Source organism: Streptomyces sp. S.PB5 (assembly GCF_030403745.1).
GTDB lineage: Bacteria > Actinomycetota > Actinomycetes > Streptomycetales > Streptomycetaceae > Streptomyces.
In genome coordinates, this window is the sequence record NZ_JAQMWP010000008.1 from 478,964 (window position 1) to 504,397 (window position 25,434).

The 25,434-nt window shown below is 69.1% G+C and carries 25 protein-coding genes; 18 read left to right on the forward strand and 7 right to left on the reverse strand.

Annotated elements, in window-relative coordinates:
- Positions 1 to 303: 303 nt before the first annotated feature.
- Both PH203_RS23450 and PH203_RS23455 read left to right on the forward strand, forming a co-directional pair.
- Complete coding sequence (locus tag PH203_RS23450) at positions 304 to 2,694, forward strand: endonuclease/exonuclease/phosphatase family protein (protein WP_289922476.1); 2,391 nt, start codon at positions 304 to 306, stop codon at positions 2,692 to 2,694.
- Between the two features lie 156 nt (positions 2,695 to 2,850).
- Positions 2,851 to 3,384 carry a GNAT family N-acetyltransferase gene (locus PH203_RS23455; protein ID WP_289922402.1) on the forward strand — a complete coding sequence of 178 codons (534 nt, stop codon included), beginning with the start codon at positions 2,851 to 2,853 and terminating at the stop codon, positions 3,382 to 3,384.
- Positions 3,385 to 3,409: 25 nt separating this feature from the next.
- Here the strand turns inward: PH203_RS23455 and PH203_RS23460 are convergent, their stop codons facing one another.
- Complete coding sequence (locus tag PH203_RS23460; RefSeq protein WP_289922403.1) at positions 3,410 to 3,694, reverse strand: winged helix-turn-helix domain-containing protein; 285 nt, start codon at positions 3,692 to 3,694, stop codon at positions 3,410 to 3,412.
- A gap of 164 nt (positions 3,695 to 3,858) precedes the next feature.
- Here PH203_RS23460 and PH203_RS23465 point away from each other — a divergent pair, with 164 nt between their 5' ends.
- The 9 genes from PH203_RS23465 (at position 3,859) to PH203_RS23505 (ending at position 9,862) form a co-directional block, all read left to right on the forward strand.
- On the forward strand, positions 3,859 to 4,116 hold the full coding sequence (locus PH203_RS23465; RefSeq protein WP_289922404.1) for a hypothetical protein: 258 nt from the start codon (positions 3,859 to 3,861) through the stop codon (positions 4,114 to 4,116).
- On the forward strand, positions 4,113 to 4,481 hold the full coding sequence (locus PH203_RS23470; protein WP_289922405.1) for a hypothetical protein: 369 nt from the start codon (positions 4,113 to 4,115) through the stop codon (positions 4,479 to 4,481). The genes PH203_RS23465 and PH203_RS23470 overlap by 4 nt, the downstream gene beginning before the upstream one ends.
- A gap of 219 nt (positions 4,482 to 4,700) precedes the next feature.
- Positions 4,701 to 5,372, forward strand: coding sequence for a hypothetical protein (locus PH203_RS23475; protein ID WP_289922406.1), 672 nt, complete (start codon positions 4,701 to 4,703; stop codon positions 5,370 to 5,372).
- Positions 5,363 to 6,448 (forward strand): hypothetical protein, encoded by a 1,086-nt coding sequence (locus tag PH203_RS23480; RefSeq protein ID WP_289922407.1) that lies wholly within the window; start codon positions 5,363 to 5,365, stop codon positions 6,446 to 6,448. The genes PH203_RS23475 and PH203_RS23480 overlap by 10 nt, the downstream gene beginning before the upstream one ends.
- Before the next feature lie 35 nt (positions 6,449 to 6,483).
- Positions 6,484 to 6,783: a hypothetical protein gene (locus PH203_RS23485; RefSeq protein ID WP_289922408.1), complete on the forward strand. Its 300-nt coding sequence runs from the start codon at positions 6,484 to 6,486 to the stop codon at positions 6,781 to 6,783.
- Positions 6,780 to 8,138 carry a hypothetical protein gene (locus tag PH203_RS23490; RefSeq protein WP_289922409.1) on the forward strand — a complete coding sequence of 453 codons (1,359 nt, stop codon included), beginning with the start codon at positions 6,780 to 6,782 and terminating at the stop codon, positions 8,136 to 8,138. The genes PH203_RS23485 and PH203_RS23490 overlap by 4 nt, the downstream gene beginning before the upstream one ends.
- Positions 8,139 to 8,147: 9 nt before the next feature.
- Complete coding sequence (locus PH203_RS23495; RefSeq protein WP_289922410.1) at positions 8,148 to 8,561, forward strand: hypothetical protein; 414 nt, start codon at positions 8,148 to 8,150, stop codon at positions 8,559 to 8,561.
- Positions 8,548 to 9,180 (forward strand): hypothetical protein, encoded by a 633-nt coding sequence (locus PH203_RS23500; protein WP_289922411.1) that lies wholly within the window; start codon positions 8,548 to 8,550, stop codon positions 9,178 to 9,180. The genes PH203_RS23495 and PH203_RS23500 overlap by 14 nt, the downstream gene beginning before the upstream one ends.
- Before the next feature lie 40 nt (positions 9,181 to 9,220).
- Entirely contained in the window at positions 9,221 to 9,862 is a 642-nt protein-coding gene (locus PH203_RS23505; protein ID WP_289922412.1) for a hypothetical protein, read from the forward strand.
- A gap of 163 nt (positions 9,863 to 10,025) precedes the next feature.
- Here PH203_RS23505 and PH203_RS23510 read toward each other — a convergent pair whose 3' ends face one another.
- Positions 10,026 to 10,325, reverse strand: a complete 300-nt coding sequence (locus PH203_RS23510; protein WP_289922413.1) for a WXG100 family type VII secretion target — start codon at positions 10,323 to 10,325, stop codon at positions 10,026 to 10,028.
- 392 nt (positions 10,326 to 10,717) lie between these two features.
- On the opposite strand from PH203_RS23510, the gene PH203_RS23515 reads away from it, so the two are divergent.
- On the forward strand, positions 10,718 to 15,415 hold the full coding sequence (locus PH203_RS23515) for an FtsK/SpoIIIE domain-containing protein (RefSeq protein WP_289922414.1): 4,698 nt from the start codon (positions 10,718 to 10,720) through the stop codon (positions 15,413 to 15,415).
- Complete coding sequence (locus PH203_RS23520) at positions 15,412 to 15,987, forward strand: hypothetical protein (RefSeq protein WP_289922415.1); 576 nt, start codon at positions 15,412 to 15,414, stop codon at positions 15,985 to 15,987. The genes PH203_RS23515 and PH203_RS23520 overlap by 4 nt, the downstream gene beginning before the upstream one ends.
- Here PH203_RS23520 and PH203_RS23525 read toward each other — a convergent pair.
- Together PH203_RS23525 and PH203_RS23530 are read right to left on the reverse strand one after the other, a co-directional pair.
- Positions 15,980 to 17,773 carry a serine/threonine-protein kinase gene (locus PH203_RS23525; RefSeq protein ID WP_289922416.1) on the reverse strand — a complete coding sequence of 598 codons (1,794 nt, stop codon included), beginning with the start codon at positions 17,771 to 17,773 and terminating at the stop codon, positions 15,980 to 15,982. The two genes, PH203_RS23520 and PH203_RS23525, sit on opposite strands and share 8 nt — an antisense overlap.
- A 44-nt stretch (positions 17,774 to 17,817) precedes the next feature.
- Complete coding sequence (locus tag PH203_RS23530; RefSeq protein WP_289922417.1) at positions 17,818 to 18,666, reverse strand: menaquinone biosynthesis protein; 849 nt, start codon at positions 18,664 to 18,666, stop codon at positions 17,818 to 17,820.
- Between the two features lie 285 nt (positions 18,667 to 18,951).
- Here PH203_RS23530 and PH203_RS23535 point away from each other — a divergent pair, with 285 nt between their 5' ends.
- On the forward strand, positions 18,952 to 19,155 hold the full coding sequence (locus tag PH203_RS23535) for a cold-shock protein (RefSeq protein ID WP_003992177.1): 204 nt from the start codon (positions 18,952 to 18,954) through the stop codon (positions 19,153 to 19,155).
- A gap of 95 nt (positions 19,156 to 19,250) precedes the next feature.
- Here PH203_RS23535 and PH203_RS23540 read toward each other — a convergent pair whose 3' ends face one another.
- Complete coding sequence (locus tag PH203_RS23540) at positions 19,251 to 19,814, reverse strand: XRE family transcriptional regulator (RefSeq protein ID WP_289922436.1); 564 nt, start codon at positions 19,812 to 19,814, stop codon at positions 19,251 to 19,253.
- A 68-nt stretch (positions 19,815 to 19,882) separates the two neighbouring features.
- Here PH203_RS23540 and PH203_RS23545 point away from each other — a divergent pair, with 68 nt between their 5' ends.
- The 4 genes from PH203_RS23545 (at position 19,883) to PH203_RS23560 (ending at position 21,852) form a co-directional block, all read left to right on the forward strand.
- Positions 19,883 to 20,560, forward strand: coding sequence for an AzlC family ABC transporter permease (locus PH203_RS23545; protein WP_289922437.1), 678 nt, complete (start codon positions 19,883 to 19,885; stop codon positions 20,558 to 20,560).
- Complete coding sequence (locus PH203_RS23550; RefSeq protein WP_289922438.1) at positions 20,557 to 20,871, forward strand: AzlD domain-containing protein; 315 nt, start codon at positions 20,557 to 20,559, stop codon at positions 20,869 to 20,871. Before PH203_RS23545 ends, PH203_RS23550 begins: the two co-directional genes overlap by 4 nt.
- A gap of 65 nt (positions 20,872 to 20,936) precedes the next feature.
- A complete protein-coding gene (locus PH203_RS23555; protein WP_289922439.1) occupies positions 20,937 to 21,134 on the forward strand; it encodes a hypothetical protein in 198 nt (65 codons plus the stop codon).
- A gap of 82 nt (positions 21,135 to 21,216) precedes the next feature.
- Positions 21,217 to 21,852, forward strand: coding sequence for a class I SAM-dependent methyltransferase (locus tag PH203_RS23560; protein ID WP_289922440.1), 636 nt, complete (start codon positions 21,217 to 21,219; stop codon positions 21,850 to 21,852).
- Positions 21,853 to 21,948: 96 nt separating this feature from the next.
- Here the strand turns inward: PH203_RS23560 and PH203_RS23565 are convergent, their stop codons facing one another.
- Both PH203_RS23565 and kstD read right to left on the reverse strand, forming a co-directional pair.
- Positions 21,949 to 22,449: a VOC family protein gene (locus PH203_RS23565; RefSeq protein ID WP_289922442.1), complete on the reverse strand. Its 501-nt coding sequence runs from the start codon at positions 22,447 to 22,449 to the stop codon at positions 21,949 to 21,951.
- 95 nt (positions 22,450 to 22,544) lie between these two features.
- Positions 22,545 to 24,374, reverse strand: coding sequence for a 3-oxosteroid 1-dehydrogenase (gene kstD, locus PH203_RS23570; RefSeq protein WP_289922443.1), 1,830 nt, complete (start codon positions 24,372 to 24,374; stop codon positions 22,545 to 22,547).
- Positions 24,375 to 25,434: the final 1,060 nt, after the last annotated feature.

Genomic DNA, 25,434 nt, shown 5'->3' on the forward strand with positions numbered 1-25,434 from the left:
CCTACGACCTCTTGGCGGCTCCCCTTCTACGCGCGTAACTTGAGCCGACTCCCCACGGGTCCCCCACACCCCCGCCACAAGTGCCGCCGACCGAAGGTGCATTGCCGTACCCGCCGCTCAACGCCTGTGTGAACGCCTGCGTGAACGCCCGGGTGAACGCCTGTGTGTACGCACCCGCCGCCCGAAGTCCGCCCGCCCGCCCGTCCGACCGTCAGATCCGAGGAGACCGCCAGCGTGTCCAGCCCCGATGGAAGACCCCGCCGTACAGGAAAGAGCCGCCGCGCCGCCTACCCCCTGATATCCGTGGGTGCGGTGGGTGCGCTTGCGCTGACCGCGCTGCCCGCCTGGACCGCCGCCGCCGTTCCGTCGGCCACCGCGGTGATCTCCGAGGTGTACGGCGGTGGCGGGAACTCGGGTGCCACACTGACCCGGGACTTCGTCGAGCTGGCCAACGCGGGCTCCGAGGTCTTCGATCTGTCCGGCTACAGCGTCCAGTACCTGCCCGGCTCGGCCTCCGCAAGCTCGCTCTGGCAGGTGACGCCCCTGAGCGGTTCGCTCGCCGCCGGCAACCGCTACCTGGTCGGCGAGGGTGTGGGCAGCGGCGGTACGACGGCCCTCCCGACCCCCGACGCCTCCGGCTCCATCGCGATGAGCGCCACCACCGGCACGATCGCCCTCGTCTCCGGTACGACCGCGCTGACCTGCAAGACCGCCGCCGACTGCACGGCCGACAGCCGGGTCCTGGACATCGTCGGCTACGGCACAGCGGTCGTCCGCGAGGGCACCGGTCCCGCGACGGGCGCCTCCAACACCGCCTCGGTCAGCCGCGCCGAGTCCCTCGCGGACACGGACGACAACGCGGCCGACCTCACCGCGGGGACTCCGACGCCGGTCAACTCGGCGGGCCAGACCCCGGACACAGGCGGCGGCGAGGGCGGAGGTGGCGGTGGCGGTACGACCGACCCGGGCACCGCCCGCATCCACGACATCCAGGGCACGACCCGCGTCTCCCCGTACGCCGGGAAGGCGGTCACCCGGGTCCCGGGCATCGTCACGGGCGTGCGTACGTCCGGCTCGAAGGGCTACTGGATCCAGGACCCGGAGGCCGACACCGACGCCCGCACCAGCGAGGGGCTGTTCGTCTACACCGGTTCGGCCACGCCCACGGTGGCGGTCGGCGACTCGGTGCTGGTCACCGGCAAGGTGACGGAGTATTACCCGAGCAGCAGCAGCCAGTCGGTCACGGAGATCACCGGCCCGACGGTGACGGTCCTGTCCAGCGGCAACGCTCTGCCGGCCCCGGTGGCCCTGAACACGACGACGGTCCCGGACGCCTACACCCCCGACGCCGCCGGCGGCAGCATCGACGCCCTCCCCCTCGAACCCACCGCCTACGCCCTGGACTTCTACGAGTCCCTTGAGGGCGAGCGGACGACGTTCACCGACGCGCGCGTGGTGGGCGCGACCACGGCGTACGACGAGCTGTGGGTCACGGTCAAGCCGGACGAGCACCCGACGACCCGCGGCGGCACCGTCTACTCCGCCTACGACCAGCCCAACACCGGCCGCCTGAAGGTCATGTCGCTCGACTCGACGGCCGCCTTCCCGACGGCGAACGTCGGCGACGCCCTGTCCGGCACGACGACGGGCCCGCTCGACTACTCGACGTACGGCGGCTACAACGTCCAGGCCACCCAGCTCGGCACGTTGGTCCCCGCGGGCCTGAAGCGGGAGGTGACCCGCCGCCAGAAGGGCAACGAGCTGGCGGTCGCCACGTACAACGTCGAGAACCTCGACGCCCTCGACGCCCAGGAGAAGTTCGACCGCCTCGCCGAGGGCGTCGCGGTCAACCTCAACTCCCCCGACATCGTGGCCCTGGAGGAGATCCAGGACGACAACGGCGCGACGAACGACGGCACGCTGACGTCCGAGGCGACCCTGACTCGCTTCACCGACGCGATCCGCGCGGCCGGCGGCCCCCGCTACTCGTGGCGCTACATCACCCCCGAGAACAGCACCGACGGCGGCGAGCCCGGCGGCAACATCCGCCAGGTGTTCCTCTTCAACGCCAAGCGGGTCGCCTTCCAGGACCGCGCGGGCGGCGACGCGACGACGGCGACGACCGTGGTGAAGACGAGGAAGGGCGCCCGGCTCACGTACTCCCCGGGCCGTATCAACCCGACGAGCGACGCGTGGGACAGCAGCCGCAAGCCGCTGGTCGGCGAGTTCGTCTTCCACGGCGAGTCGGTCTTCGTCATAGCGAACCACTTCACGTCAAAGGGCGGCGACCAGCCTCTCCACGGCCGCTACCAGCAGCCCACCCGCAGCTCGGAGACGCAGCGCGCGGCGCAGGCGGCGGAGGTGAACACCTTCGTGAAGTCGCTCCTGGCCGCCGACAAGCACGCCAAGGCGGTCGTTCTGGGCGACCTCAACGACTACGAGTTCTCGGGCACGGTGACGACCCTGACGGACGGGGGCGTGCTGACGCCACTGATCACCACCCTCCCGGCGGCGGAGCGCTACACCTACGTCTTCGACGGCAACTCCCAGACCCTGGACCACACGCTGACGACTCCGGCGGTCACGCACTTCGACTACGACGTCGTCCACATCAACGCGGAGTTCGCGGACCAGGCGAGCGACCATGATCCGCAGATCGTGCGGATCGATGTGGCGCGGTGCCGTAGGCACTGAGCCGAGGGTGCGACTGGACGTCGGGGCGGTTGACCGAGGTTGTGTTCCGCCCCGTTCCTGGATGGGCTCTCGTCCGTTCGGAACGGGGCGGAGCCCTGCGAACGTGCCGAACGCCGGATTACGGATGCGCCCCACATCACAGGCAGGATGGACGCCATGACCGAGATCCGCACCCCTCGCCTCCTCCTCCGTCGCTGGCACGACGACGACCTCGCTCCGATGGCTGACATCAACGCGGACCCCCGAGTCATGCGCTGGATCGACGACGGCTCGGTACGCGACCTGGACGAGACGGCGGAGGCCATCGAGCGCTGGGAGGAGGAGTGGGACGAGGAGGGCTTCGGCCTCTTCGCCGTGGAACTCCTCGCCTCAGGCGAACTGGCAGGCTTCACAGGCCTGTCCGTACCGGAACTCCTCCCGGAGCTGCTGCCCCACGCAGCCATCAGCTGGCGCCTCGGCTCCCAGTTCTGGGGCCAGGGCTACGCCTCCGAAGCCGCCCACGCCACCCTGGAGTTCGCCCTCCAGGACCGCGGCCTCGACCGCGTCGTCAGCATCAACAGACTGGGCGACAACGCCTCCGAGAACGTCATCCGAAAGCTCGGCATGGTGCCCGAACGGGAGACGACCCACCCGAAGTACGGCTACCCACTGCGCGTCCACGCCATCGACCTCACGGAATTCCAGGCGTGAGGCGGCCGCGCAGCCGGAGCGGGTACTACTCCTCGTCGGCGCCGGGTTCTTCGGCTTCGGGGTAGGCGACGAAGGTTCCCTTGGCGGGGAGGGTGATGACGAGGCCGCGTTCGCGGAGTTCGCGGATGGCGCGGCGGGCGGTCAGATAGGCGACCCCGTACTCCGTACCGAGGTCCTGCTCACCCGGCAAGCGCGCTCCGGGCCTGAGGTCACCGGACGCGATCCGGGCAGCGATGTGGTCAGCCACCTGCATATAGACGTACGCGATCTTGTTCGGGTCGATCGGCGAGTCGCCTGTGTCTGCTGCCATACCCACCACCGTAAAACAGCCCTGAGCTGCAGCAATGGCCGCATTGCTGCGTACTGCTATGCACTGACATGCGTAGCCATGTAGGCTGATCGGCGGAAAATGAAGACCCCGGCGACGGGTGGAGCCGTCCCGGGGCATGGCCAACGCTTCTAAGGAGCGTCAACATGCTGGACCTTACCGTCCGGGCCCTCGCCTGGATCCTGACCGTCTGCACTCCACGCCCGAGGGGCCGCCACCGCCTGGGCACCCTGCCGCCCCTCCGCGTCACCCCCATGCCCCCACCCCGCCGCACAGAACTCCTCGACGAGACCGAACTCCGCCTCCAACGCGAACGCCGCCGCGCCGCAGGCCTGGCCACCCTCGGCATCGACATCGGCCCCAAGCACATCCACGGCATCCGCATCCCGACGGTCATCCGATGACCCGCCCGGCGCTGCGCATGTGCGCCCGCTGCGAGCGCACGACGGAGGAACCGGTCCTGGTCCACGAGGTCCACGCCCCGACGGGCCCCGGCTTCAACGTGTACGCGTGTCCGGAGTGCGCGGTGCACTACCCGCCACTGACGGACGCACTGAACGTCCTGGACGCACTAAACGCCCCGGACGTCATGGAGAGCCCCCAGCACCGCTCCCGCCTGACCCTCCGCGTCTACAGACTCAACGCCGAGGGCAGGGTGACCGAGGACCGCGGAAGCCTCGAGATCATCGCCGGCGGCCGCCATGAACCCGTGCCCCGCACATCGGCGTATCCACCCTGCGCATGCCCGCGATGCAGGACCCCGCGATAGCAAAGCGGAGCTCCCTGACAACGACGGCCCCGGACGCACTTACCAGCACGTCCGGGGCCGTCACCCATTCGAGAACGATCAGGACACAGCTCACACTCACAGACACCCCATACGCCCGGAATTGCCCAAGTTCACAGGCAAGTTCGCCCTGGCGAAAGCGAGAACCTCACCGATACCGTCAGATCACTGCTTGAACTGATGTCTCACGGGGAGTTCACTTTGAAGCGCCGCTCTTTGCCCGTTGCTGCCGCGCTGACGGCAACGGCCGCACTGCTCTTGACGGCCTGCGGAAGCGGGGACGACAAGGCCAGCGACAACGACAAGATCGCAGGCGCCGATCAGGGGTCGCCAACACCGACGGCCTCGGCCTCCGGCTCGGGCGCACCGGCGGAGGACAAGCCGGACGGCGTAGATGTGTCCTTGCCCAAGGACATCAACTTGGTCTTCGACTGGGCCACACCGAAGGACAAGAACGAGGCGGCAGCAATGGAGGACGCCGCGAACTACATCCGGGCCATCTACCACGGCATGGTCAAGCGCACGGCCGACGACGCAGCCGTCGTCACCTACTCCACCGGCGATGGACTGCACTACGCGCAGGTGCAGATCAACGACAGGGTCAAAGGCGGCTGGACGGCGACCGGCACCCGGCGCCAATACGACGTCAGCACCCGGTCCACCACGAACGGCAGCGCGGTGGAAGTCGCGTTCTGTGTGGACTCAAGCAAGTTCTACAGCAAAGAGGTCAAGACCGGGAAGGTCCTGAAGACCACGCCCAACATCACGGACTTCGGTTACTTCAAAATCATCATGGTCAAGGCCCCTACGGCCGACAGCCTGTGGCAGGCGTCCAAGGTGTACGTCGAGGAGAAGGCCGCGAAGTGCCAGTGAACAAGTCACGACGCTCGCTCCTCGGCACCACAGCTCTGACGTTGGCCTTCGGCATCGTCGCCCTCACGGAACCGGCTTACGCCGGGGAGGGAACGGGCTTCGGCGAGGGCAGCACAACAGAGCAGTCAGGTGGCGGCGACAACACCGGCATCTACGCCGCCGCCAAGATCCAGTACTCCGGCTCCGTCACCGCGAACGGCAGCACCGGCAACGTAACGTCCTCCGACATCAACTGGACGCCCCCGCCCTGCTGGTACGCCCCCTACCTCGGCGCCAAGGACTTCAAGAAGAAGATGTCCGAGGAGATCGAGAACGCCAAGAACACCCCCGGCATGGGCGGCACCGCGGGCTCGGCCATCGGACAGCTGCAGCAGCACTACGAGGACGAGTTCGGCTGGACCGGTCACCCGGGCTACAAGGACTACAACGTCGACAAGGACGGCGAAGGCATGTTCTGGGCCGGCGTCGAGAACCCCAACGAGCCCGACGTCCTGAAGCGGAGTTCGTGCAACGAGGTCCCCTTCTGGGTGGACAACGGCGAGGCCCCGCCCCCCGAGTACGAAGAGGCCATCCGCCCGGAGATCCTCGCCGCCCTCGCCTACCAGCACATGGAGCTCCCCGACACCAAGGTCACCCTCGCCCCCGAGGCCACGACCAAGGTGAACCTCCCGACCTGGGCCTGGCTCGACAAGGCCGTCTTCGACGAGGTCCAGGCCACGGCCGCCATCAACGTCCCCGGCTTCAACATCTCGGCCACGACCACCGCAAAGCCGGTCGCCCTCAAGCTGGAACCAGGCACCGAGGACGCCGAGACCTACCCCGCCTCCGGCGAGTGCGCCATCAACGCCGACGGCTCGATCGGCGAACCGTACGCCAAGGGCAAGTCCACCCAGACCCCACCCTGCGGCCTCAAGTACCTCCGCTCCTCCGGCGACGGCACGTACAAACTCCGCGCCACCATCACCTGGGAAATCGCCTGGACCGGCACAGGCAACACCGGCGGCGACCTCCCGAACGGCACCTTCGGCGCCACACAGGACATCACCGTCCAGGAAATCCAGGCCGTCAACCGCTGATCACAGAACCGCCATACGCAGGGGGAGGGTCCTGAGTGTCCGACTCAGACCTTACGGTCGACTACGAATTTCTCGCCGAGTCCGAGAAAACACTCAGCCAACTCAAGAAGACGTTCGAGGACATCGAGAACCGTCGCGACGATATGCGCGATCACTGGGGTTCCGGAAAGATTGCCGACGTCATGAAAGATTTCGTCGACAACTGGGACGACTACCGCACCAAACTCGTCGAAAGCCTCGGCAGTGTCGGTCAAATGGTGGCCGGCACCAAGAAGGCATTCGAAGATCTCGACAACCAGTTGGCCAAGCGCGACGAGAAGAAGCAGAAGAAGTGACACCGACATCCAAGCGCCGTCCACTGGACTGGCAGCCGCTCCGCGACTCCGACCCGGTGCCCGGAGACCCGGAGGAGATCCGCGCCGAGGTCAGCCACATGGTGTCGGTCGCCCAGAAGCTGAGAGACCAGGCCAAGAACCTCCAGACGATCAGTAATGAGGACAAACTCAAGGGCAAGTACGTCAAACGCCTGCGTGAGGAGTCCGGCACGCTGGAGAAGCACATGCGAGAGGTGGCCAGTCGCTACGAGCGTGTCCACACCCACCTCACCACCTGGTCCAATGAGTTGGAGGACTTCCAGACCGAGGCCGACAAAGTCCTGCGCCGAGCCAAGGAAAGACAGGACGAGCTCGAGGCCGAAAAGGCCAGGGAGGCCAAAGAAGCCGAATCAGGTGACAAGAACACTCCCAAGCCCTCCGTCAGCGGAACCGACCACGATCCATATCTGATGTACCGAACTCAGCTGAACACGATCACCAGCGATCGCGACAGCCGGGCCACCCATCACGAGGGAAAGATTCGTGCGGAAATCGAAGACATCATCGAGGATTCGTGGTGGGATAACGTCAAGGGCTGGGTCCATGACAATGCCGATCTGATCAAGGCGTTCATCGATATTCTCGGCTGGGTCGCGACGATCGCGGGCTTTGTGGCGCTCCTCATTCCCGGTTTGAACATGCTCGTCCTCGGCATCGCGGCGGTCACGATCGGGCTGAGGCTCCTCTTGGTGGCATCCGGCGACGCCACCTGGACGGACGTCATCTTCGACGTCGTGGGAGGGCTACTCGTCGTAGGTGGCCTTGGGGCTGCCGCGAAGCTCGCTAGTGGCGCCAAAGCGACCGTGGGTGCCGCTCAGGCCGCCCGGACCGCCGGCCTGAGCCGGGGGCTCGCCGGGGTCAAGGGCATCCTGGACGACACGGGGCGGCTGATGACCAGATTGCCGCAAGGGGCGGGTCGGCAGGCCGTCGGAGCGGCCCGCAATGCGATGCGGAAGTCCATCTCCCAGAACGTCGGCCTGGTGGCCAAAGGGCCGCTGAGGGTCAGCCCGTTGTCGACGCTGGTGCACCTCGGCGACAAGGAGATGGCCGGCATGGCGAAGATGCTGCAGGCGAACAAAGCTACCTTCCCGGCCGCCGCAGGCGCTGCGGCGGACAAGGCGTACAAGTCCTATCAGATGGGCCTCGGCATCGCCTGGACCGGCATGGGGATGGACGTCATGGACAAGACACTCGGAAAGAGTGACCTGACAAGCTGGACCCACGAGGAGTTCGGGACCGGCGAGAAGCCGTACAACTCGGCGTACTCGGACTGGAAGGACAACACCCTGAAGCCCGCCCCCGACACCCACTGGTAAGGAATGACCATGGATCTGAACTCGGCGCATCGCATTGCCGAGGCCGAAGCCGCCCGCACCGGGCTCGGTACCGGCCCGAACCGGCGGCTCCGGCTGACACTGATAATCGGGATGCCGCTGTTCCTGCCGGTATTGGGAATCATGATCCTGGTGCCGAAGTCCCTGAGAAATGACGTGCTCTACATCTATGAGGCCGGGATCGTCGGCTGTCTCCTGCACTACGTCTGGGTGTTCGCGAAGTACCCCCGATACGCGGGCCGTCCGCCCTACCTCACCCGGGATCTCGCCATGGGCGGCGGTTTCTTCCTGCCCTCGCTGTTCTTCGGCTTCTGGCCGGGCATGATCGCCGCCCCGGCGTGGGCGCTCTTCGTAGGCGTTACCTACGCCGTGGAAGTGTCCCGGGGGCGCAATGACCACCGCTGAGCTCCGCCGGCCCCCGAACGGTTTCAACCTGGTGCCGCCGCCCGGCTGGGACGTGATTCCGCTGCGCACCGGTACCAAGGAAGCGATGGACCGCATCGTCCGGAAGGCCGTCGCGCAACTGCCAGTCGGCTTTCCCAAGGACGACATTCCGAAGGCCCGGCTGAAGCTCGCCCAAGAGCTGAAGAAGGTCGTCCGCCGGGCCAGCGCCAAGGGGGGTATGACTCTCTACCTCCCCACCGAGCGCCTTCACGGCATCGCGCTGCCTGTTTCATTCGTGGCTTCGGAGCCGATCGAAATCCCCCGAGTCAGACGTGACAGCGGTCCGGAAGCCGTCCTAGCAGCGCTCGCCTCCGAGATCCCCGGGGCCGAGATGCGGGAACTCGACGACACCGCGGCCCTCCGCTCGGAGCGAGACGTGCCCGCCGACGCGGCGCAGGGCGTAGACGTCGCTCACCGCCGGGTCGAGTACTTCGTCCCTGTCCCGGACAGCGCCCCCGACCAATACCTCAGCTTCTCCTTCAGCGCCCTGATCGCACCCGGCTCGGATCCCGTCTTCTACGACACCCTCGTAGAGTTGTTCGATGCTGTGATGGGCACATTCCGCTGGAGCTACGCCTGAAGGCTCCCTTCTGTCACGCCCCCGAAGAAAGAGACCACCCATGTCCGAAGGCACCCTGTGGAGCACCGACCTCGGCGCCCCGCTGCACATCGACACGGATGCCGACCCAGACCTCTGGGGCTACCTTCACCTTCAGATCGACAGGAAGACCTTCAAGGAGTGGCTGGGCCTGCACCTCACCGGCATGGCCGCCATCCACGACATCGAGCTCACCCGCAAACTGCGGCGCTTCCACAAGAGCTTCTACGAGCAGACGATCGTCACGCTCCGGGACAAGCTCCAGGCCGACGAGGCATTCGTCTACCACCTCGTGCCACTGACCTACATGCCGCTGGTGATGCACGCCACCCGCATCCACTGCGAAGCCCGTGACGTGGCCTCCTGCGAGGGAGTCACCGCGCTCACGGTGCCGCACCCGGAAATCCCCGAGTGGCAGCAGCGGACCGGCAGCGTGCCGTTCGCCTCTCCGCACCTGGGCGCGAACGGGGTTCGGGTCACCCGCTCCTACCCTGCGGACAGCACCATCATGATGACCTCGGTGACGTACCACTGGCACACCCCGCCCGGCCTCCCCGACGTGCTGCTCCGCGGCCACCACGACGACCCGGAGCTGATCGCCGCCGCGATGGGGGCACTGGACGACTTCGCGCGTACCCTCCGGCTTCCCGGGACGGCCCACTGAGCTCCTTCAGGGGCGCCGCTCCGGAATGAAGAACCCGGAGTGAAGACGCTGGGGTGAACGAACGTCGTCACGCACCAGCGCCCCCTCGGAAAACGGGCGGTGCGGTGCGGCGGCCTGTCGCCACCCCACCGCACCGCCCACGCACGCATGCCTCAGCGAGACGTCACTTACGAGCCTGCTTGGCCAGCTCGTCATCGATCTGCTCGAACTTGTCCGCAGCCATGGTCAGGTAGTCCCCCATGCCGTCCAGACCGTCCAGCGTGTCCTTCGCGCCCCGGACGAACTCGTCGAAGTTCTCGTCGAAGGCCTTGGACGAGCTCTTCGTCACATAGCCCGACTGCACGAGGTTGTTGATGTACTTCTTCAGCCCCTCGAGCTTCTCGTGGAGCTTTTCCTTCTCCTTGACGACATGCTTCGCAGCATCCCGCATGTCCTGATATGTGACATCAAGGTCCTTGGCCATGAAGCCGCTCCCAATCACAATGCCGCAGGGCCAACCCCCGTGGCTCCCTGTACGCGGACCTCAAATCCCCACCAACGGCCCGAAGCGCGCGGTGTGATCGTCCGCTCTTGAGGCAGCAGCTTACGGGTGTGACCTGAGGGGCTACACCCCAAGATGCGAACAAGACGTGGTGAGCTCGTGCATACGCCGTTGCCAAAGGGAAGCAAACGCGGAACGGGGCGGCCCCGCCCGCAGTCCCCCTTGCTCCTCCCTTGCTCCTCCCGCGCTTCTCCCTCCCTCCTCCTTCCTCCCCGCTCCCCACCCGCCACCTCGAGCGGATATCGTCACTGACACTGTGGCCTGCGTTGCAGAAGCAGCCACGGGGGCCACAGTGGCCGTGGGGAGGACATAGCGTGCGCCTGACTCTGACCGTCGTCGATCCGTACGGCGGGGGGACCGCCGATGTCGTGCTCGATGCCGATCCCGAGTCCACCGCGGGGGACATCGCACTGGAGCTGGCCAAGCAGGTCGGTGCCGCCGGCGGTGCCCAGGTCATTCCGCTCGGGCTTCAGCAGCATCAGATCCCCGCCAACAACGCGCCGATCATCTACGTCGACGGGTACGCCGTCGATCCCGCCGCCACCGTCGTCAACTCCCCTCTCCGCGACGGCGCCGTCGTCTCCCTCCAGGACCCCGCCGGGTGTCTGCCCGGCGAGCCCACCGGTCTCGTCGAGCTCCGCGTCGTCGGCGGTCCCGTCGCCGGGTTCGTGCACCGGCTCGGTGTCGGGCGGTACGACATCGGCAGCGGGCCGGCCGCGTACATCCGTATCGACGACTCCGAACTCGACGCCCGCGCCCTCACCTTGTCAGTTGCAACCGATGGCACCTGCCAAGTCGCCGTCCATGTGAAGCAGGACGGCGAGGACGACGTGGACGGCGAGGACGACACCGTAAAGGTCACCCTCGACGGTTCCCCCATCGAAGACGGCACGAACAGCAAGGACGGCAAGGACGGCAAGGACGCCAAAGCCGGTAGGGACAGCGGCGGCAGCCGGGACGGCAGGCGCAGCCGGGACGGCAAGGTCACCACCGTCGACTGGCCCCTCGGCAGTCAGATCGCCGTCGGCAACACACTTCTCGAACTGGCCCGTTACTCCCCTCCCAACGCCGCCCTCAAGTGGTCCGACGACGGCATCGGCCTCGACTACAACCGTCCGCCCCGCCTCCGGCCCCCGGACCGGCAGACCAAGTTCCGGCTGCCGTCGCCGCCGCGTGAGTACGAGGCCCGGCCGCTGCCCTGGCTGATGGCGATGACCCCGCTCGTCGGCGCCGTCGTCTCCGTGATGATCTTCCAGCGCTGGTACTACCTGATCATGGCGGCGCTCAGCCCCCTCCTCCTCTTCGCCAACTACTTCAACGACAAGAAGCACGGACGCAAGTCCCACGCCAAGCAGGTCAAGGAGTACGAGGAGCAGAAGGAGAAGATCGAGAAGGACGCCCAGGACGCGCTCGTCGCGGAGCGGAACGACCGTCGGCACGCCATCCCCGACCCCGCCACCGTCCTCTCCCTCGGCACCGGGCCCCGTACCCGCCTCTGGGAGCGGCGGCGCACCGACCGCGACCATCTCCTCCTGCGCGTCGGCACCGGCCGGCTCCCCTCCGAGGTCGTCCTCGACGACCCCGAGCAGCTCGACCACAAGCGTCAGGTCACCTGGAACATCGAGGACGCGCCCGTCGCCCTCGACCTCCGTTCCCTCGGGGTCATCGGCATGGCCGGACCCGGTGACTCGGCGCGGGCGATGGGGCGTTGGGCCGTCGCGCAGACCGCCGCGCTGCACAGCCCGATGGATGTGCAGTTCTACGTCCTCAGCGAGCACTCCGCCCAGCAGAGCTGGGACTGGACCCGCTGGCTGCCGCACGCCAAGCCCGGCTCCGGCCAGGACGTCAACCTGCTCATCGGCACCGACGCCGAGACCGTCGGCGCCCGCATCGGCGAGCTGACGCAGATCCTCGACGCGCGCAAGAAGGCCGCCGAGCAGAACCGCGGCCAGGGGGCCTCCTTCAGCGACCCGGACATCGTCGTCGTATGGGACGGATCGCGGCGGCTGCGGTCGCTGCCGGGTGTCGTGCGGATTCTGCGCGAGGGGCCCGCCGTCTCCATGTACGCCCTGTGCCTCGACAGCGAGGAACGGTTCCTGCCGGGTGAGTGCCAGGCGTACGTCGTCGCCGAGCCGCCCGCCCGGGAGTACGACTACGCACAGCAGGTCCAACAGCAGCAACAGCAGGTCGCCGGCGGTTTCCCCTCCTTCCAGGCCTGGCACCAGACCAGCGAGGACACCGGCCGCGACCAGCGGGACGACAAACTGCGGCTGCGGGTCGAGGAAGCCGGTGCCGAGCGGATCAAGGACGTACGGCCCGACTTCGTGTCGCCCGCCTGGTGCCTGCGGCTGGCCCGGGCCCTCTCGCCCCTGCGTGACATCAGCGGCGAGACCGAGGACTCCGCGCTGCCGAGTGCCAGCCGCCTCCTCGACGTGCTCCAGCTCGAACCGCCGACCAGCGATGCCATCGTGGCCCGTTGGCGGATGGGCGGACAGTCGACGATGGCGGTCATCGGTGAGTCGTACGACGGGCCTTTCGGCATCGACATCCGCAAGGACGGGCCGCACGGTCTCATCGCCGGTACGACCGGTTCGGGTAAGTCGGAGCTGCTGCAGACGATCGTGGCCGCGCTCGCCGTCGCCAACACGCCCGAGAACATGACCTTCGTCCTCGTCGACTACAAGGGTGGCGCGGCGTTCAAGGACTGTGTCCATCTCCCGCACACCGTCGGCATGGTGACCGACCTCGACGCCCATCTCGTCGAGCGGGCGCTGGAGTCGCTGGGCGCCGAACTGCACCGCCGCGAGCACATCCTCGCCGCCGCCGACGCCAAGGACATCGAGGACTACCAGGACCTGGTCAGACGGGATCCCTCCCACAAGCCGGTTCCCCGACTCCTCATCGTCATCGACGAGTTCGCGTCCATGGTCCGTGACCTGCCCGACTTCGTCACGGGTCTCGTCAACATCGCCCAGCGTGGCCGTTCGCTCGGTATCCACCTCCTCCTCGCCACACAGCGGCCCTCCGGTGTCGTCTCGCCCGAGATCCGCGCCAACACCAACCTCCGTATCGCCCTGCGCGTGACCGACGGCGGTGAGTCGACGGACGTCATCGACTCCCCCGAGGCCGGGCACATCTCCAAGAGCACACCGGGCCGGGCGTACGTCCGGCTCGGGCACGCCTCGCTCGTCCCCTTCCAGTCGGGACGTGTCGGCGGCCGGCGGCCGGGTGCCGCCGATCCCGCGGTGCTGATGCCCTGGGTGGGCCCGCTGTCCTGGGAGGACCTCGGACGGGCGGCCCTCGTCAAGCCCAAGGCCGAGTCGCGGGAGGACGAGGAGATCACCGACCTCAAAGTGCTCGTCGACACCATCCGGGACGCCAACCAGGTGGTCGGCATCCCGCCCCAGCACAGCCCGTGGCTGCCCGCGCTGGACGAGCAGATCCTGCTGGACGACGTCCAGTTGCCCGCCTTCGCCGGCGGCCCCGGCAAGCTCGCGCCCGCGCCGTACGGTGTCGAGGACCTGCCCGCGCTGCAGGCCCGCCGCCCGGTGGCCATCGACTTCGCCACCTTCGGGCATCTGATGATCGGCGGCGCGCCGCGCAGCGGCCGTTCGCAGATCCTGCGGACCATCGCGGGTTCCCTCGCCCGTACGCACTCGGTGGCCGATGTGCACATGTACGGCATCGACTGCGGAAACGGCGCGCTGAACGCCCTGACCCGGCTCCCGCACGTGGGCGCGGTCGTCAGCCGCAACCAGACCGAGCGGGTGGTCCGGCTGATCAACCGGCTCAAGGGCGAGATGGACCGCCGCCAGAACCTGCTCGCCGAGAAGGGCTTCGCCGACATCGGCGAGCAGCGCGCCTCGGTCGCGCAGGACGAGCGGCTCGCGCACATCGTCGTGCTGCTCGACCGCTGGGAGGGCTGGGTGCCCACGCTCGGCGAGGTCGACCACGGCTCGCTGACCGACGAGTTGCAGACGATGATGCGTGAGGGCGCGTCCGTCGGTATCCACCTCGTCCTCACCGGTGACCGCACGCTGCTGGTGGGCCGTATCGCGACCCTCACCGAGGACAAGTACGGTCTGCGGCTCGCCGACCGCGGCGACTTCTCCTCCCTCGGCATCCCGGCCCGCAAGGTGCCGGAGGAGATCCCGCCGGGACGCGGTTACCGCAACGAGTTCGGTACGGAGACGCAGTTCGCGCTCCTCTCCGAGGACACCACCGGTCAGGGGCAGGCCGCCGCGCTGGCGTCGATCGGCGAGGCGGCGGCCGCACGGGATGCGGCGGTGCCGCGTACGCACCGGCCGTTCCGGGTCGACAGCCTGCCGAGCCGGATCTCCTTCACGGAGGCGTGGGAGATGCGCGACCCGGACGCCTCGCGCGGCAAGCTGTTCGGGCTTGCGGGTATCGGTGGCGACGAGATCGTCGGCTTCGGTCCGGATCTGGCTCAGGGTGTGCCCGCGTTCGTCATCGCGGGTCCGGCCAAGTCGGGCCGCTCGACAGCCCTGTTGAACTTCGCGCAGTCGTACCTCGCGCAGGGGGTGCGGATCGTCATCGCCGCGCCCCGCCAGTCACCTCTCCGCCAACTCGACGGCACGGACGGCGTGTTGAAGGTCTTCACCGGGGACGACATCGACGAGGACGAGTTCGAGGAGCTCATCGACGAGGCGAGCCTGGAGGACCCGATCGTCGTCCTCATCGACGACGGCGAACTCCTGGAGGACTGCGACGCCGAGAGTCAGATGAAGAAGATCGTCTCCCGCGGCGCCGAACGCGGTCTCGCGCTCGTCATCGCCGGCGACGAGGAGGACGTCTGCTCCGGCTTCTCCGGCTGGCAGGTCGACGCCAAGAAGGCCCGCCGCGGCATCCTCCTCTCCCCGCAGGAGACGTCCAGCGGCGACCTCATCGGCGTACGGCTGAACCGCGGGCTCGTGGGCGGGCAGATCGCCCCGGGCAAGGGGATGTTGCATCTGGGGGACGGGGAGCTGCGGACGGTGGTCGTCCCGGGGTGAGCCGCAAGGCTGCGAAGCCCGCATTGCAGTACGAGCACCGGCGGGGCCGGCCTGCTTCACCGCGGGCACGAGAGAAGCGGGAACGGCCCTGGCTGGTCGCCCTGGTGGTGTTGCCGTTGACCGCGGCCGTCGCCGCCGCCGTGGGTGTCTCAGGGGAGACCTGGGGTCCTGAGGCCTGGGGGAACCTCGCTCCCGACTGGCCCGGCGGGGGCTACGGGTTCGGCATCACCCTCGGTGTCCTGGAGGCAGTGACAGCGGGCCTGTTCATCGCTCCGCTGACGCGTGTGAAGTTCAAGAAGGCCAAGGTGCGGTCGGTGGCCTGGGCGGCCGCCGCGCTCCCGGGCATGGTGGCGTTCGGCCTGGTCTCCGCCCTGACCCTCTGGAGCATGCGACCCAGGCGGCGCCGCCGCAACGGCAGTTGCTACTACGAGGGGCACTCCTGCTGGGTGCACGAGCAGTACCCGTACGTCTGGCTCGTGAGCCTCCTCGCGACCGTCGCCGTCGGTCTGTTCCTGCTCTTCTCGATCGGCATCCACTTCGACAGGCGTCGCAAGGCCCCCGCCTCTACTTGACCTTCGACATCCGCGCCTCGGGGTTCCCCTCCGCCGAACTCTCCGACACGTACCGCAGATCGTCCCCCACCGGCGTCAACCGCACGGTGTGGGGGGCCGGGTTGCAGCCGGCGTGGTTCCCCTTCTCGCCCACGGACGTCACGATGAGCTCGGTCTTCGCGACCTCCTTCAGGGTGAGTACGTCGTTGCAGACGCCCCCGAAGATGTCCGTCTGCTTGAGTTTGCCCAACTCCTCGCCCACGGCCGCCTCTTTCACGGTCAGCCGGAAGGTGCCCATGGGGATGCCGGAGCCGCTGCCCTCCCCCTCCCACGTACCGAGGTAGCGGTCCGGGACCTCCTGTGCCGGGGCTTCGGGCGCGCTGGAGTTGTCGGCGGTCGGCGGCGAGGAGACGGTCTCGGAGAAGGTCGCGGAGGTGCTCGGCGTCGCGTACGCGTCCGAAGACCCGCCCGCATCGTCGTTGCGCCCGCCCGGCAGCAGGTCGAACACGAACACCGACCCGACCGTCACCGCCGCGAGCGCCCCCGCCACGGCAAGCGCCACGGTGCAACTCATCCGTCGCCCGCGCCCACTCGCCCCGGGCGCCGAGGTCGCCGCCACGGAGACGGAGAGCCGTCCGGGTCTGGCATCGCCCGGCGGAACGGCGTCACGAGGTTCGGGCTGAGCCCCACGGGGCTCGGGCACACCGACGGACGGGTGACTCCCCGGCAGCACCGGCGGAGCCCCGGAAACGCCCCCCGACATCACCGGCGGCGGCCCGAACTCCCCCACCGTCGCCGCGCCGACATCCGCCCCGGCCGTCACCGCACCGGAAGCCGCCCCCGCCGTATCCGCCGCCGCCTCCCCCACCGACGCCCGACTGAACCCCACCGGCCCCGAAGCAACCTCCCCCGCCACCTCCAGATTCAGCAACCGCACCGCACTGCGGCTGACCTGCTCCACCAACGCCCCCGGCAGCCACCCGCCCGTCACCATCCGCGCAGCCCCCTCCGGAGCCAGCCGCCGGGCGACATCCCCTGGGGTCGGGCGCTCACCCGGTGACTTGGACAGGCATTCCCCCACCAGCGCCCTCAAGCCACCATCCAAGGAGCCCAGTTCAGGCTCCTCATGCACGACCTTGTAGAGCAGCGACGCCGAGGAGTCCCCCGGGAACGGCGGCTCCCCGGTCGCCGCGTACGCCAGCACCGCGCCCAGCGAGAAGACGTCCGCCGCTCCCGTGATCCCCTTGCCCAGGATCTGCTCGGGCGACATATAGCCGGGGGAGCCGATGGAGACGCCGGTCGAGGTCAGTGATGCCGTGCCGTCGGTGGCCCGGGCGATGCCGAAGTCGATCAGGAGGGGGCCGTCCAGGGTCAGCAGCACGTTCGACGGCTTCACATCCCGGTGCACCAGCCCCAGTTCATGGACCGCCGCCAGCGCCTCCGCCAGCCCCGCCCCCAGCACCCGTACCGAATGCGCGGGCAACGGCCCCGCGTCGGCGACCGCCGCCGACAGCGACGGGCCCGCCGCGTACGCCGTGGCCACCCACGGCACCGGCGCCTCCGGGTCGGCGTCCAGCACGGGTGCCGTCCAGGCGGCGCCCACCCGCCGCGCCGCCTCGACCTCGCGCCGGAAGCGGGCGCGGAACTCCTCGTCGAGGGCGAAGTGCGGGTGCACGATCTTGACCGCGACCGTGCGGCCTCCGGCGCTGCGGCCCAGGTAGACCCGGCCCATACCGCCGGAGCCGAGCCGGCCGAGCAGCCGGTAGGGCCCCACGACCGTGGGTTCGTCGACTCCGAGCGGCTGCATGGCGCCCACCCTCCCCCGTGCGGCCCGTATGACTCAGATGCAGGTTACGGCTGGAGCAGCTCCACCTTCACGTCCGCGGGGAAACCCGTCGTCGGGCCGACCCGGCGCGCGAACTCCGCGACCGCTTCCAACTGCGGCCCTCCGAAACGGAAATCGAGGGTGGTGAAGTACTTCTCCAGCACCTGTTCGTCGAACTCCTCCCAGCGCGCCGCCTGTTCGGCGACCTTGCCGACCTCGTCGAGGGACAGGTTCCGGGAGGCGAGGAAGGCCTCGTGGACCTTGCGGGTGATGAACGGCTCGCGCTCCAGGTAGTCCCGGCGGACGGCCCAGACCGCGAAGACGAACGGCAGGCCCGTCCACTCCTTCCACAGGGAGCCGAGGTCGTGGACTTCCAGGCCGTATCGCGGGCCGTCGATCAGGTTCGCCCGCAGCGCCGCGTCACCGATCAGGACCGCCGCCTCCGCCTCCTGCATCATCAGGCTGAGGTCGGGCGGACACGTGTAGTAGTCGGGGCGTACGCCGTATCGCTCGGACAGCAGCAGCTGGGTCAGGCGGACGGACGTACGGGAGGTCGAGCCGAGGGCGACGCGGGCGCCGTCCAGCTCGTCGAGGGGGACCTGCGAGGCGATCACGCAGGACATGACCGGGCCGTCGCAGCCGACCGCGATGTCGGGGAAGGCGACCAGGTCGTCGGCGTTGCGCAGGAACTCCACGAGGGTGATCGGAGCGATGTCGAGATCGCCCTGCACCAGCTTCTCGCTGAGCTTCTCAGGGGTGTCCTTGGTGAGCTCGAAGTCGAGGAGCGTGCCCGTTCTCGCCAGCCCCCAGTACAAGGGCAGGCAGTTCAGGAACTGGATGTGGCCGACGCGCGGCCGGGTGCGTGAATTGTCCACATCGTGAGGCTAGACCCTGGCGACTGACGTACGATGACCACCCCCGCCGTCAACCCGGCACGAGCACGATCAAACATCCGGGTGACGTGATCTTGACCTCTATTGCTTTCGGCTGCCCTCGTGCTAGGCTCGCCGCAAGTTGCAGTTTGGTTTCCCTTGCAGTACAGAGCCTGCGGAGCATGTGACCGCGGGCTCTAGTCGTTTTCAGACGTATGCAGTTGTGCAGCACCGTTTCACACTTGCAGGTTCTGGAGCAGGGCAACCCTTTGGGCCCAAGGAGGGCTTATGGCTACCGGAACCGTGAAGTGGTTCAACGCCGAAAAGGGCTTTGGCTTCATCGCCCAGGAGGGCGGCGGCCCGGACGTCTTCGTCCACTACTCCGCCATCAACGCGAGCGGCTTCCGTTCGCTGGAGGAGAACCAGCAGGTCTCCTTCGACGTCACCCAGGGCCCGAAGGGCCCGCAGGCGGAGAACGTCACCCCCGTCTGAGACTCCTGAGTCTCTGATCCGGACCTGAGAGCAGTACCCAAGGAGCCCCGTGCCGCCTGTCGGCAACGGGGCTCCTGCCTTTTGCCCGAATGCCGTCAGACGTGCTGCATGACCAGTACGAACGCCGTCCCCGGCAGCAGCGCCTCGTACGAGTGCGGCACATCCCCGCGATACGCCATGTAGTCCCCGGGCTCCAGCTCGACCTCCTCGCCCGCCGGCCCCGCCTTGACCCGCCCGGAGCCGACGATCAGATGCTCTACCGAGCCCGGAATATGCGGCTCCGACACCCGGGCCGCCCCCGGCTCCGCGGTGATCCGGTAGATGTCCCGCCGCGCCCCCGGCGGACTGGACGCCAGCAGTGTGCCGACGTAGTTCGCCTGCTCGGACGCCACCGACGGCCCCTCTCCCGCCCGGATGACCTGCACGGACGGCGTCGGCGGCTCCACGAGCGCGCTGAACGGCACCCCGAGTGCCACCCCCAGCGCCCACAGCGTCTCGACGCTCGGATTGCCGCTCGCGCCTTCCAGCTGCGACAGCGTCGACTTCGCGATCCCGGCCCGCTTGGCGAGCTCGGACAGCGACAGCCCGGCACGGGTGCGCTCACGCCGCAACGAGGCGGCAATCCACTCCAGGGGCAGCCTGGTCGGGCTGTCGGACATCGCGTTCGCTCCATCGGTACGATCGTTCGCCTTGACGAACGACTCCACTACTGTTCATTGTAGAGAGCATGCGTACGGCACAGCGAACACCTCCGCTCGACCTCGTCCGGGACGCGTCCCTGGTCTGGATCGCCAGCGGCGTCGTCGGCGTCTCCTTCGGCGCGATCGCCGTGGCGGGCGGGCTGCCGCTCTGGGTCCCGGTGGTGATGTCACTGCTCGTCTACGCGGGCTCCGCCCAGTTCAGCGCGATCGGCGTCCTGCTGTCCGGCGGCGGCCCCTTCGCCGCGGCGGCCACCGGACTGCTCCTGAACACCCGCACGGCCGCCTTCAGCCTCGCCGTGGCCGAACACATCGGCCACGGCCGCACGGCCCGCTTCCTGGGCGCCCACTTCGTCACGGACGAGACGGTCGCCTTCACTCTCGCCCAGACCGACCCGGTACGCCGTCGTACGGCGTTCTGGGTCTCGGGGCTCGGCCTGTTCGCCGTATGGAACATCGGCGTCCTGGCCGGAGCCCTCGCCGGAGACGCCCTCGGCGACACCGCCCGCTACGGCCTGGACGCGGCCTTCCCCGCCGTCCTCGTCGCCCTGGTGCTGCCCGTCCTGCGGGGCAACGCGGCGGTACGGCGGTCCGCGGCACTCGGCGCCTGTGTGGCGCTGGCCCTCGTCCCGGTCGCCCCGGCCGGTGTCCCCGTGCTGCTGGCCCTGGCCGGGCTGGCGGCCCACGGCAGGAGGCGGGCGGCATGAGTGCGACGGTCGCGATGATGCTGGCGCTGGCGGTCGGGACGTATGCCTTCCGGCTGGTCGGGCCCGTGCTGCACGGGCGGGTGGAACTCCCGCCGCGCGTGCAGGAGCTGCTCTCCGCGGGAGCCGTCGTGCTGCTCACCGCCCTGCTCGCGACGGGGGCGTTGACCGAGGGCGGCGGGTTCGCGGGGTGGGCGCGGCCGATCGGGGTGCTGGTCGGGGGTGTGCTGGCCTGGCGTCGGGCGCCGTTCGTGGTGGTGGTGCTGGGGGCGGCCGGAACCGCGGCGGTGTTGCGGGCGTGCGGGATGATGTAGCGAAACGATGATCATGAGTACGGGGGGTTGTCCGGGTGGCGAATCATGAGCGGGGAGAGGGCGGCGTGTCCGCGGCGGCTGCCGGCAATCGGCTGGCGATCTGTCTGGGAGTCGGCCTCTCGCTCGGCGTGGCCATCGGGCTGCTGCTCGGGCTGAGCGTCTTCGACGGCAATCTGTCGCTCGGTCTCTCGCTGGGCGTGGGGATGGGCCTGGCCGTGGGCTCCGGCGCCGCAGTGGGCGCGATGAAGGGGCGGGGCGACTGAGCGCTCCGCCGGAGGTGGGGCGAGGGGTGGCCGGCCTCTGCCGGTCTGCCGTTGTCAGTGGGCGGGGCTAGGGTGCCGGGGCATGACCGATTCCGATTTCCTGACCCGTACCCGAGTGTTCTACGACGCCATCGCCGAGGACTACGCCGAGCGGTTCCGTGACCCGTTCGCCAAGTCGCCGGTGGACCGGGCGATGTTCGGGGTGTTCGCCGAACTCGTCGGGCCCGGCGGGGCGGTGGCCGATCTCGGGTGCGGGCCCGGACGGGCCACCGCGAAGCTCCGGGCGCTGGGGCTGGACGTGTTCGGGGTCGATCTGTCGGAGGGGATGCTCGCCATCGCCCGGCGGGAGAATCCGGACCTGCTCTTCGTACAGGGGTCGATGCTGCAGCTGGACGTGGCGGACGGGGCGCTCGCGGGGGCGGTGTCCTGGTACTCCTCCATCCACACCCCTGTGGATGAACTGCCGTCGCTGTTCGGGGAGTTCCGGCGGGTCCTGGCCCCGGGCGGCCATCTGCTCATCGGGTTCCAGGTCGGCGACGAGCCGAAGCGTCACGACCGGCCCTTCGGCCACGACGTGATCCTCGACTTCCAGCGCCGGCGCCCCGAGTTCATCGGCGACCTGCTGGAGGACGCCGGTTTCGAGCTGCTGTCCCGGACGGTTCGGGCACCGAACGACGGGGAACCGGTCCCGCAGGCGTGCCTGATCGCCCGTGCCTGACGGGGATCGGGGTTGGTGTGTGGCCGGCCCGCCACGACGACGGTCGGCACGGTCTCGTCGCGCGCGCACGCTGAGGCCGTCGGGCCCGGTGCGCTGTCACGTGGCCGAGCCGGCGGCCGCTCCCGTCCTCAGATCGGCACCCCATCGGTCGATCGCCGACCGGAGGTCCAGCGGGAGCGGCTTCTGGTTCTCCTCCGAGGCCGGCCAGTCGGAGCGCGGGGTGCGCCACAACACCTCGAACTCGTTGCCGTCCGGGTCCACGCCGTGCAGGGACTTGGCGACCAGGAAGTCGGTGCTCCCCGTCAGAGCCCCGCGTGCGTCGAGCAGCTCGCTCGTCTCGACGAGTTCACCGAGTGTGCCGACCTCCCACGCGAGATGGTTCAGCCCGACACGGTCACGCTGCGGTCCGGGCGCGTCGGGGCCGAGGGCGAAGAGGCCGAGATCGTGGTCGTTGTCGCTGCTCTGGGCTCTGAGGAAGGCGGCCATGCCGGGTATCTCGTGCTCGACGGTGAAGCCGAAGACCTCGTTGTAGAAGGCGACGGAACGTCCGATATCACGGACGAACAGGACAGCATGGTTGAGCCGGCGCACGGCCATCGGGCTCTCATCCCTTCCGGCGTTGTTGCATCTTGAACGATCTTACTGGGCGAGCAAGATGCACCGATCGGGATGATCACTTACGGCCGGCCGCCCTAAGGCGCCCCCGCGATGTCACGCGCCGCGATGTAGCCGAAGGTCATCGCCGGGCCGATCGTCGAGCCGGCGCCCGCGTAGCTGCGGCCCATCACCGCCGAGCTGGCGTTCCCTGCGGCGTACAGGCCCCGGATGACCGAGCCGTCCTCGCGGAGCACCCGCGCTCGGGCGTCCGTGCGCAGACCGCCCTTGGTGCCGAGGTCGCCGGGGACGATACGGAAGGCGTAGTACGGGGGCAGCCACAGGGGAGCCAGGCAGGAGTTGGGGCGGACGGAGGGGTCTGTGTAGTAGTGGTCGTAGGCGCTGTCGCCGCGGTGGAAGTCGGTGTCCGTCCCTTGCAGGGCCTGGGAGTTGAAGCGGTCGACGGTGGTGCGGAGAGCCGCTGACGGTACGCCGATGGAGGTGGCGAGGGCGTCGAGGCTCCAGGCCTTCTTCACGGCGCCGGAGCTGTACCAGTCGTCGGGGAAGGTGAAGGTCGGGGCGACGTCCTTGAAGAGGTAGCGGTTGCGGTAGTTCTGGTCGGTGATCAGCCAGGCCGGTATGTCGGGGTCGGTGGGGTTGCGCTCGTACATCGTGTGGACGACATCGCTGTAGGGCCCGGCCTCGTTGACGAACCGCCGTCCGGCGGCGTTGACGAGGAGGCCGCCGGGGAGGGTGCGTTCGGCGAGGCAGAAGTAGGGCTGGCCGGGGAGCGGGATCGCGGGGCCCCACCAGGCGTCGTCCATCAGCGAGACGCCCGCGCCGATCCGCTGCCCGGCCCGGATCCCGTCCCCCGTGTTCTCCTTCGCACCGACCGTCCAGTCGATACCGATGGGCTGCTGCTGGTACTGGGTGCGCATGGCGAGGTTGTGCTCGAACCCGCCGGAGCCGACGATGACGCCTCGCCGGGCGCGGTAGAGACCGCCGGGGACGACCGCTCCGGTGACGGTGCCGTTCTCGACGAGGAGGTCGGTGAGGGGGGTGCCGAGTCTGACCGGTACGCCGGCGTCGAGCAGCCCCTTGCGCAGCCCGGCCGCGAGCGACTGTCCCATGGTGAGGGGCGTCTGCCCGAGCGCCAGCGCCCTGGTCCCGCGGGCCAGGCACTCGGTGGCGACGGCCAGCCCTTTCACGCTCACGGCGGAGAGGGCGAGCCACTTGTAGTCGGCGCTGAAGACGACCAGGCCGTCGGGGACTTCCATGTACGGCGGGTTGAGGTGGGCGAGTTCGGCGCCGAGGATGTTGCCGTCGAGGTAGTCGGGTTCTATGGAACGGCCGTTGGGGAGGCCGCCGGGGAGCTCGGGGTAGTAGTCGCTGTACCCCTCCATCCAGCGGAAGCGCAGAGGGCTGTTGGCCATGACGAAGGAGAGCATGGCGGGGCCGTTGGAGAGGAAGGCGGCCTGCCGGTCGGCGGGGATGTCGGGCCCGACGACGGCGGCGAGATAGGCGGCCGCCTTGGCGGGGGTGTCCGGGACACCGGCGGCGAGGATCACCGAGTTGTTGGGGATCCAGATCCCGGCCCCGGAGCGTGCGGCGGAGCCGCCGAAGGTGGGCGCCTTTTCCAGGACGACGGTGGAGAGACCGCGTTTTGCGGCGGTGAGCGCCGCGGTCATCCCGGCGGCGCCGGACCCGATGACGACGACGTCGTACGTCCCGAGGAGGGGGAGGTCGGCGGCCCGGGCGGCCTGCGGGACACCGGCGGCCACGGCGAGGCCTGCGGCCGCGGCGACGGTACCGCCGAGGAGCTGTCGGCGGGTGGGGCTCGGGGCCGGGGTCGGGCTCGGGGCCGGGGCCGGGGCCGGGCTCGGGCTCGGGCTCGATCTTGCGGGTTCCGCGCTGCTGGTCCTCGCCATGTGGGTAACTCCCGCCAGTTCGCCTATTTCTGAGGATGTGTCAGAAATGGGAATGTGACGCGGGGACCATGTGAAGTCAAGGGGTGTGCGTATCCACGCAACGGGAGGGCGACTCGGCTTGCCCCCATCCGATGACGTTGCCGTTGGGGCCGCCCGCTTCTTTGCCAGTGTCGTGCTTCCACGACCCGAGTAAAGGGCGCTCCACTGCGTTCCGCGTCGCCTTCGGCGATGGCCCTCCGGCCCACCCTTGACTCGGCTCGCTCCAGCACGGGTCAGAAGCGAGCGAGCGGCCCGGAGGGATGGGTGGCCCGCCAGGTGGGTCTGCGGTGCGGTGGGTGGGGTTCTGGACCGGGGACGGGGGTGCGCGGTCGCGCCTCGCCTGCACGCCGGGTGGGCTTAGCGGCTTGCGGAGAGTGGGGGGTGGGGGCGAGTGGGCAGGTTCGGCAACCGACAGCTGGCCGGGTCCTGGGTGGGGGCAGCGGCAGGAATTGGCAGATCTGTCCCACCCTTCGCCAGCGAAACCGCAGGTGGCCGACGTCAGGCAGGGAACAGATCTGCCAATCACCGAACACGAGCCCCTCCGCCCAGTCGAATCCCCCGGCCGGCGTGCCAGCGGAACGCCGGGCGCAAGCCGCCCAGCCACCCGGCATCGGCATCGGCATCGGCACCCAGGCCACGGCACCCCCGCCCCCGCCGCCCACCGGCCCCTCGCCGCCAAGCCCACCCGGCGTGCAGGCCAGGCGCCACCGCGCCCCCAACCACCGGCCGTTCGCCGCTGAGCCGGCCCGGCGTGCAGGCGAGACGCGACCGCGCCCCACTCCCCACCGGCCGTTCGCCGCCAAGCCCACCCGGCGTGCAGGCGAGGCGCGACCGCGCCCCCCATCCCCGGCCCACGACCCCACCCACCGCACCGCAAACCCACCCAGCGGGCCACCCATCCCTCCCCGGCCGCTCGCTCGCTTCTCCCCCGTGATTCCGTGAGCCGAGTCAAGGGTGGCCCGCAGGGCCATCGGCGCAGCCGACGCGGAGCGCAGCGCAGCGCCCTTTACTCGGCTCACGG